6 protein-coding genes are annotated in these 6,876 nt (G+C 72.5%); 3 read left to right on the forward strand and 3 right to left on the reverse strand.

The annotated features are described in order from the left end of the window. The first annotated feature begins 61 nt into the window (after positions 1 to 61). Positions 62 to 928, forward strand: coding sequence for a proteasome subunit alpha (gene prcA, locus AB0J86_RS08010; protein WP_363854289.1), 867 nt, complete (start codon positions 62 to 64; stop codon positions 926 to 928). A gap of 141 nt (positions 929 to 1,069) precedes the next feature. Here prcA and AB0J86_RS08015 read toward each other — a convergent pair whose 3' ends face one another. The 3 genes from AB0J86_RS08015 to rfbB all read right to left on the reverse strand — a co-directional run bounded on the left by AB0J86_RS08015 (position 1,070) and on the right by rfbB (position 4,110). Then, entirely contained in the window at positions 1,070 to 2,119 is a 1,050-nt protein-coding gene (locus tag AB0J86_RS08015) for a glycosyltransferase family 2 protein (RefSeq protein ID WP_363854292.1), read from the reverse strand. Between the two features lie 61 nt (positions 2,120 to 2,180). Beyond that, entirely contained in the window at positions 2,181 to 3,062 is an 882-nt protein-coding gene (rfbD, locus tag AB0J86_RS08020; RefSeq protein ID WP_363854294.1) for a dTDP-4-dehydrorhamnose reductase, read from the reverse strand. Positions 3,063 to 3,114: 52 nt separating this feature from the next. Continuing rightward, complete coding sequence (gene rfbB, locus AB0J86_RS08025) at positions 3,115 to 4,110, reverse strand: dTDP-glucose 4,6-dehydratase (protein ID WP_363854297.1); 996 nt, start codon at positions 4,108 to 4,110, stop codon at positions 3,115 to 3,117. Positions 4,111 to 4,374: 264 nt separating this feature from the next. Here rfbB and rfbA point away from each other — a divergent pair, with 264 nt between their 5' ends. After that, entirely contained in the window at positions 4,375 to 5,232 is an 858-nt protein-coding gene (gene rfbA, locus AB0J86_RS08030) for a glucose-1-phosphate thymidylyltransferase RfbA (protein WP_363854300.1), read from the forward strand. Positions 5,233 to 5,430: 198 nt separating this feature from the next. After that, positions 5,431 to 6,789, forward strand: a complete 1,359-nt coding sequence (gene pafA / locus AB0J86_RS08035; RefSeq protein ID WP_363854303.1) for a Pup--protein ligase — start codon at positions 5,431 to 5,433, stop codon at positions 6,787 to 6,789. Positions 6,790 to 6,876: the final 87 nt, after the last annotated feature.

The following is a 6,876-nucleotide window of genomic DNA, read 5'->3' on the forward strand; positions in this document are numbered from 1 at the left end:
GTTTCCGCCCGACCCCGCTCAGCCGCACGCCGTTCGTACCGTTCAAAGGAGACCCGCCGCCGTGGCCATGCAGTTCTACGCCTCGCCCGAGCAGATCATGCGCGACCGTTCCGAGCTGGCCCGCAAGGGCATCGCCCGGGGGCGCAGCGCGGTGGTGCTCAGCTACGAGGGCGGCGTGCTCTTCGTCGCGGAGAACCTCTCCAGCGCGCTGCACAAGGTCAGCGAGATCTACGACCGGATCGGCTTCGCGGCCGTCGGACGGTACAACGAGTTCGAGAACCTGCGCCGCTTCGGTGTCCGTACCGCCGACCTCAACGGCGTCAGCTTCGACCGGCGCGACGTCACCGGGCGGGCGCTGGCCAACGTGTACGCGCAGACCCTCGGCACGCTCTTCACCGAGCAGTCGAAGCCGTTCGAGGTGGAGATCTGCATCGCCGAGGTGGGCGCGTCCCCCGACGACGACGAGATCTACCGGCTGACCTACGACGGCTCGGTCAACGACGAGCCGGGCTGCATGGCGATGGGTGGCCAGGCCGAGGCGATCGCGGGCGCGCTCCGCGCCGACCACCGCAAGGACATGTCGCTGCAGGCCGCGATCGCGCTGGCGGTACGGGCGCTGGGCAGCGTCGGCGGCGAGGGGGGCGCGGCCCGGACGATCGCCGCCAACCAGCTGGAGGTGGCGGTGCTGGACCGCCGGCGGGTCGGGCGTACCTTCCGGCGGATCACCGGCGCGGCGCTCACCACGCTGCTGGGCGGGGGCGAGTCGGCCGAGGCGGAGCAGACCCGGCCGGACGAGCCGAAGGCCCCGGCGAAGGGCCCGAAGAAGCCGACCTCCTCGGCCGCCTCGGCGGACCTGGAGACCAAGGACGGCGGCGCGGCCAGGGACGGCGACGAGGACGCGGACGGCGGCGAGCAGCCGAAGAAGTGAGCGCGCCCCGGTCGGGCGGCGGGCGCGCCCGCCACCCGACCGGGTAGACGAGAAACGGGCCCGGGGCTGATGCCCCGGGCCCGTTTCTCCGTCGCCGGCGCCGTGAGACTCCGGCGGGTGCGCTGAGACCCGGCGGCGCGCTCAGACCCAGCGACGCACCAGTCGCCAGTACGCCGACATCGCGGCGTTCAGCACGCCCACCCCGGGCGGGTTCATCAGGGGGGTGTCGAAGCGGTCGGTGAGTACCCGCATCCACTCGCGGTCCGGCACCGTCCGCTCGGCCTGGAGCATCCGGCGCCGCTCACGCAGGTGCCGCCGGTGCTGCCAGAGCCACCCGTAGCCCCGCAGCTTGTCGCGCAGCCAGCCCTCCTTGACCGCCAGCAGCAGCATGGCGGCCTCCAGCGCGAGCAGCGGCGGAGCCAGCAGCAACAGCGAGCGGCCGCCCCACAGGGTGCTGACGAACATCAGCCGGTTCCGTTCGACCAGGTAGTACTTGAACGAGTTGCGGCTGAACTCGTAGCGGTGCAGCGCCACCGCGTCCGGTACGTTCACCACCCGCAGCCCGACCCGCCAGGTACGGATCGACAGGTCGGCGTCCTCGTGGTAGGCGAAGTAGTGGTGGTCGAAGCCGCCGAGCCGGTCCCAGTGGGTCCGGCGGGTGACCAGGCAGGCGCCCATCGCGCCCGCGGTCTCGGTCGGCTCGGCGCGGGTCTCCCGCTGCCGGAACCCGCCGATCCAGCTGACGCCGAGCACGTGCACCTCGTTGCCGCTGGAGTTGAGCAGCTCCGGCTCGTCGGCCAGCCGTACCGCGCCGGCCGCGATCCCGATGTCGGGCTGGTCCAGCTCCTCGACCAGCCGCGCGAGCGTGTTCGGCTCGACGATCGCGTCGCCGTTGATCAGGGCGACGTAGTCGCCGGTGGAGGCGGCCACGCCGAGGTTGCAGCCGCCGGAGAAGCCGATGTTCTCGCCCTCGCCGACGACGGTCACCTGCGGCAGCTTGCCGAGCACCTCGACGTCGTCGGTGGTGCAGCCGTTGTCGACGAGGACGACCTCCACGTCGACCTTGGCCGAGGCGAGCAGCGTCTCCACACAGCGCCGCAGCAGCGGCTCGGCCTTCCAGGCCAGGACGATCGCGCTGACCCGTGGTAGTCGACCCGTCTCGACCGTCGTGCCGGCGGTCGCATCAGACATGTCGCGTTTCTCCCGGATTGAAGGGTGGGGGTGCGTGGCCGGCCGCGTGTCCCGGGCGGGGTTATCCCGGGCTACCGATATCCGTGTTCGCGAGCGCGGCGACGAGCATTTTGTGCCAGTCTGACATGGGCGGCAAGCCGGCCGCCGCCCACCGGTCGTGGCCCAGCACGCTGTACGACGGGCGGGCCGCGGGCCGGCGGAACTTGTCGCTGGTGGTGGGCCGGATCCGCGCCGGGTCCAGCCCGCGCAGCGCGAACGCGGCCCGGGCCAGCCCGAACCAGGTGGTCTCGCCGGCGGCGGTGCCGTGGTACGTGCCGGCGGGCGCCCGCCCCGCGAGGGCCGCGTCGGCCAGGTCGATCAGCCGCTCCGCCAGCTCGTACGACCAGGTCGGCTGCCCGCGCTGGTCGTCGACCACGTCGAGCTGCTCCCGCTGCCGGGCCAGCCGCAGCATCGTGTCGACGAAGTTGCGCCCGTGCGCCCCGTAGAGCCACGCGGTGCGCACCACGTACCCGGTCCGGGGCAGCAGCCGCGCCACGGCCTGCTCGCCGGCGAGCTTGCTGCGGCCGTACGCGTTGATCGGGGCGGTCGGCGCGTCCTCGGGATACGGGCGGGTGGCGTCGCCGGGGAAGACGTAGTCGGTGGAGACGCTCAGCAGCAGCGCGCCGCTGTCGGCGCAGGCGCGGGCGAGGTTGGCCACCCCGTCGCCGTTCACCGCCGTCGCGGCGGCCTCATCCGTCTCGGCCCCGTCGACGTCGGTCCAGGCCGCCGCGTTGATCACGACCCGATGCCCCGCGACGGCCGCGGCGACCGCCGCCGGGTCGGTGAGATCCAGGTCGGCCCGGGTGGCCGCGGTGAAGGCCCGGCCGGACCGCGCCCCGAGGGCCTCGGTCAGGTCCCGCCCCAGCATCCCGCCGGCGCCGGTGACCAGCCACGACCCGGTCACGCGGCACCGCCGGCGCGGGCCGGGTGGTCCGCCGTACCGTGCCGGCGCCCCGTCATGCGGACGGGCCGAGCGCGGCGCGGGCCTTCAGCGGCTCCCACCAGGCCCGGTTCTCCCGGTACCACCGGACGGTCTCGCTCAGGCCGCGGTCGAGGTCGACGCTCGGGGCGTACCCGAGCTCCTCACGGATCTTGGTGATGTCCAGCGAGTAGCGGCGGTCGTGGCCCTTGCGGTCGGCGACCGGGACGACCCGGTCCCAGTCCGCCCCGCACGCCTCGAGCAGCCGGCCGGTCAGCTCCCGGTTGGTCAGCTCGGTACCGCCGCCGATGTGGTACACCTCGCCCGGCCGGCCCTTGTCCTGCACCAGCGCGATGCCGACGCAGTGGTCGTGCACGTGCAGCCAGTCCCGGACGTTGCCGCCGTCGCCGTAGAGCGGCACGGTGCCGCCGTCGAGCAGGTTGGTGACGAAGAGCGGGACGACCTTCTCGGGGAACTGGTACGGCCCGTAGTTGTTCGAGCAGCGGGTCAGCACCACGTCCATGCCGTGGGTGCGGTGGTAGGCCAGCGCGAGCAGGTCGGAGCCCGCCTTGGAGGCCGAGTACGGCGAGTTCGGCGACAGCGGCCAGCCCTCGGTCCACGAGCCCTCGTCGATCGAGCCGTAGACCTCGTCGGTCGAGACGTGCACGAAGCGGCCGACGCCGTGCCGCAGGGCGGCGTCGAGCAGGGTCTGCGTGCCGAGCACGTTCGTGGTCACGAAGGGCGCGGCGCCCTCGATCGAGCGGTCGACGTGCGACTCGGCGGCGAAGTGCACCACCACGTCGTGCCCCGCGATCACCTCGTCGACCACGGCCGGGTCGCAGATGTCGCCCGGTACGAAACGCAGCCGGCGATCGCCCGACACGGGATCGAGATTGGCCCGGTTGCCCGAATAGGTGAGCTTGTCCAGGACGGTGACGGCGCTCGGGGCCAGCTGCGGCCCGGTGCCGGTCAACAACATCCGGACGTACTCCGAACCGATGAATCCGGCTCCGCCGGTGACGAGGATCCTCACGGCTTCGGGAGTCTACGCGACGCGAGCCCGCCGGAGCCGGACGCGTCCACCGCCGCGCCGTTCCCCGCCACCGCTCCGACCCGCTGGGAACCCACCGGCGCGACCCCGCCCGGAGCCGACGGCGCCACCGCCCGGAACCGCCGGCGTGACCCCGTCCCGAGCCGCCGTCGGGTACCGAGGGCCGGTGTCTCCGGTCGATCCGGGAGCCCCGCGGTGGGGCGGGGCCGGGCGCCCGCCGGACGCCGTCCTGGGTAGGCTTCCGAGGTGCGCGGAATTCTCCTTGCCGGCGGGACCGGCTCGCGGCTCTGGCCGATCACCCGGGCCGTGTCGAAGCAGCTCATGCCGATCTTCGACAAACCCATGATCTACTACCCGCTCTCCACGCTGATCATGGCGGGGATCCGGGAGATTCTGGTGATCACCACCCCGGACGACCAGCCCCAGTTCCAGCGCCTGCTCGGCGACGGCAGCCAGTTCGGCCTGCGCCTGGAGTACGCGGCGCAGGCCCGCCCCGAGGGCATCGCCCAGGCGTTCCTGCTCGGCGCCGACTTCATCGGCAACGAACCGGTCGCCCTGATCCTCGGCGACAACATCTTCCACGGCGTCGGGCTCGGCCGGCAGCTCGCCGAGCACAACACGCTCACCGGCGGCCGCGTCTTCGCGTACCCGGTCGCCAACCCCGAGGCGTACGGCGTGGTGGAGTTCGACGACACCGGGCGGGTGCTCTCGATCGAGGAGAAGCCGGCGCTGCCCAAGTCCCGGTACGCGGTACCCGGGCTCTACTTCTACGACAGCCGGGTGGTGGAGATCGCCCAGAAGCTCACCCCGAGCGCCCGGGGCGAGCTGGAGATCACCGCGGTCAACGAGGCGTACCGGGAGAAGGGCGAGCTCACCGTCACGGTGCTCGACCGGGGTACCGCCTGGCTCGACACCGGCACCTTCACCTCGATGATGCAGGCGGCCGAGTTCGTCCGGGTGATCGAGGAACGCCAGGGGATGAAGATCGGCTGTGTCGAGGAGGAGGCGTGGCGGGCCGGCCTCATCGACGACGACCAGCTCCGCGCCCTCGCCGCACCGCTGACCAAGAGCGGCTACGGCCAGTACCTCCTCGACCTGCTGTAATTTCGCGCTCGCCGCGCTTCGCGGCGCCTGAGGGGCGATCGTCCTTCGCCTGCGGGGCGCGACCGCTTCGCGGCGCGCTCCTCGGCTGCAGCACGACGCCGGCGCCGCTACGCTCGCTCGCTGGGTCCGGCGACACGGGGCGCGGATACACCGCGCGGACGGTGACCAACCGGGGCTTCGGGCGGCTAGTGTCTCATTATGGAGCGGCGAATCTTCGGGCTCGAGACCGAGTACGGCGTCACCTGTACCTATCGGGGGCAGCGGCGGCTGTCGCCGGACGAGGTGGCGCGCTACCTCTTCCGGCGGGTGGTGTCCTGGGGCCGATCGAGCAACGTGTTCCTGCGCAACGGCGCCCGGCTGTACCTCGACGTCGGATCCCATCCGGAGTACGCGACCCCGGAGTGCGATTCCGTCGCCGATCTGGTCGCCCACGACCGGGCGGGTGAACGGATCCTGGAGGGCCTGCTCGTCGACGCGGAGAAGCGGCTGCACGACGAGGGGATCGCGGGCGAGATCTACCTGTTCAAGAACAATACCGACTCCGCGGGCAACTCGTACGGCTGTCACGAGAACTACCTGGTCTCCCGGCACGGGGAGTTCGGGCGGCTGGCGGACGTGCTGATCCCGTTCCTGGTGACCCGGCAGCTGATCTGCGGCGCGGGCAAGGTCCTGCAGACCCCGCGCGGGGCGGTCTACTGCCTCTCCCAGCGGGCCGAGCACATCTGGGAGGGCGTCTCCTCGGCGACCACCCGCTCGCGGCCGATCATCAACACCCGGGACGAGCCGCACGCCGACGCCGAGCGGTACCGCCGGCTGCACGTGATCGTCGGCGATTCGAACATGAACGAGGTGACCACGCTGCTCAAGGTGGGCAGCGCGGACATCGTGCTGCGCATGATCGAGGCCGGGGTGGTGATGCGGGACCTGTCGCTGGAGAACCCGATCCGGGCGATCCGCGAGGTCTCCCACGACGTGACCGGCCGCCGGAAGGTGCGGCTCGCCTCGAACAAGGAGATCAGCGCGCTGGAGATCCAGCAGGAGTACCTGGCGAAGGCGACGGAGTTCGTCGAGCGCCGGGGCGGCGACCAGACCGCCAAGCGGGTGGTCGAGCTCTGGGGCCGGGTGCTGCGCGCGGTGGAGACGGGCGACCTGGAGCCGGTCTCGCGGGAGATCGACTGGGTGACCAAGCTGCGGCTGATCGAGCGGTACCAGCAGAAGAACGACCTGCCGCTGTCGCACCCCCGGATCGCCCAGATGGATCTCGCGTACCACGACCTGCGCCGGGGCCGTGGCCTCTACGGGCTGCTGGAGCGGCGCGGCCAGGTCGACCGGGTCGCCACCGACGTGGAGATCTTCGAGGCGAAGGAGACCCCGCCGCAGACCACCCGGGCGCGGCTGCGGGGCGAGTTCATCCGGCACGCGCAGGAGAAGCGGCGCGACTTCACCGTCGACTGGGTGCACCTCAAGCTCAACGACCAGGCCCAGCGCACCGTCCTCTGCAAGGACCCGTTCCGGGCGTACGACGAGCGGGTGGAACGCCTCATCGCCAGCATGTGACCGCGGATCTCGTCGGCGGGGGGGGGGGGGGGGCGGGCGGGCCGCGGCCCCCGGCGGGGGGGGCGGCGGGGGGGGGCGGGCGCCGCC

This window comes from Micromonospora sp. NPDC049559, from assembly GCF_040676675.1.
Classification (GTDB): Bacteria; Actinomycetota; Actinomycetes; order Mycobacteriales; family Micromonosporaceae; genus JBFAPK01.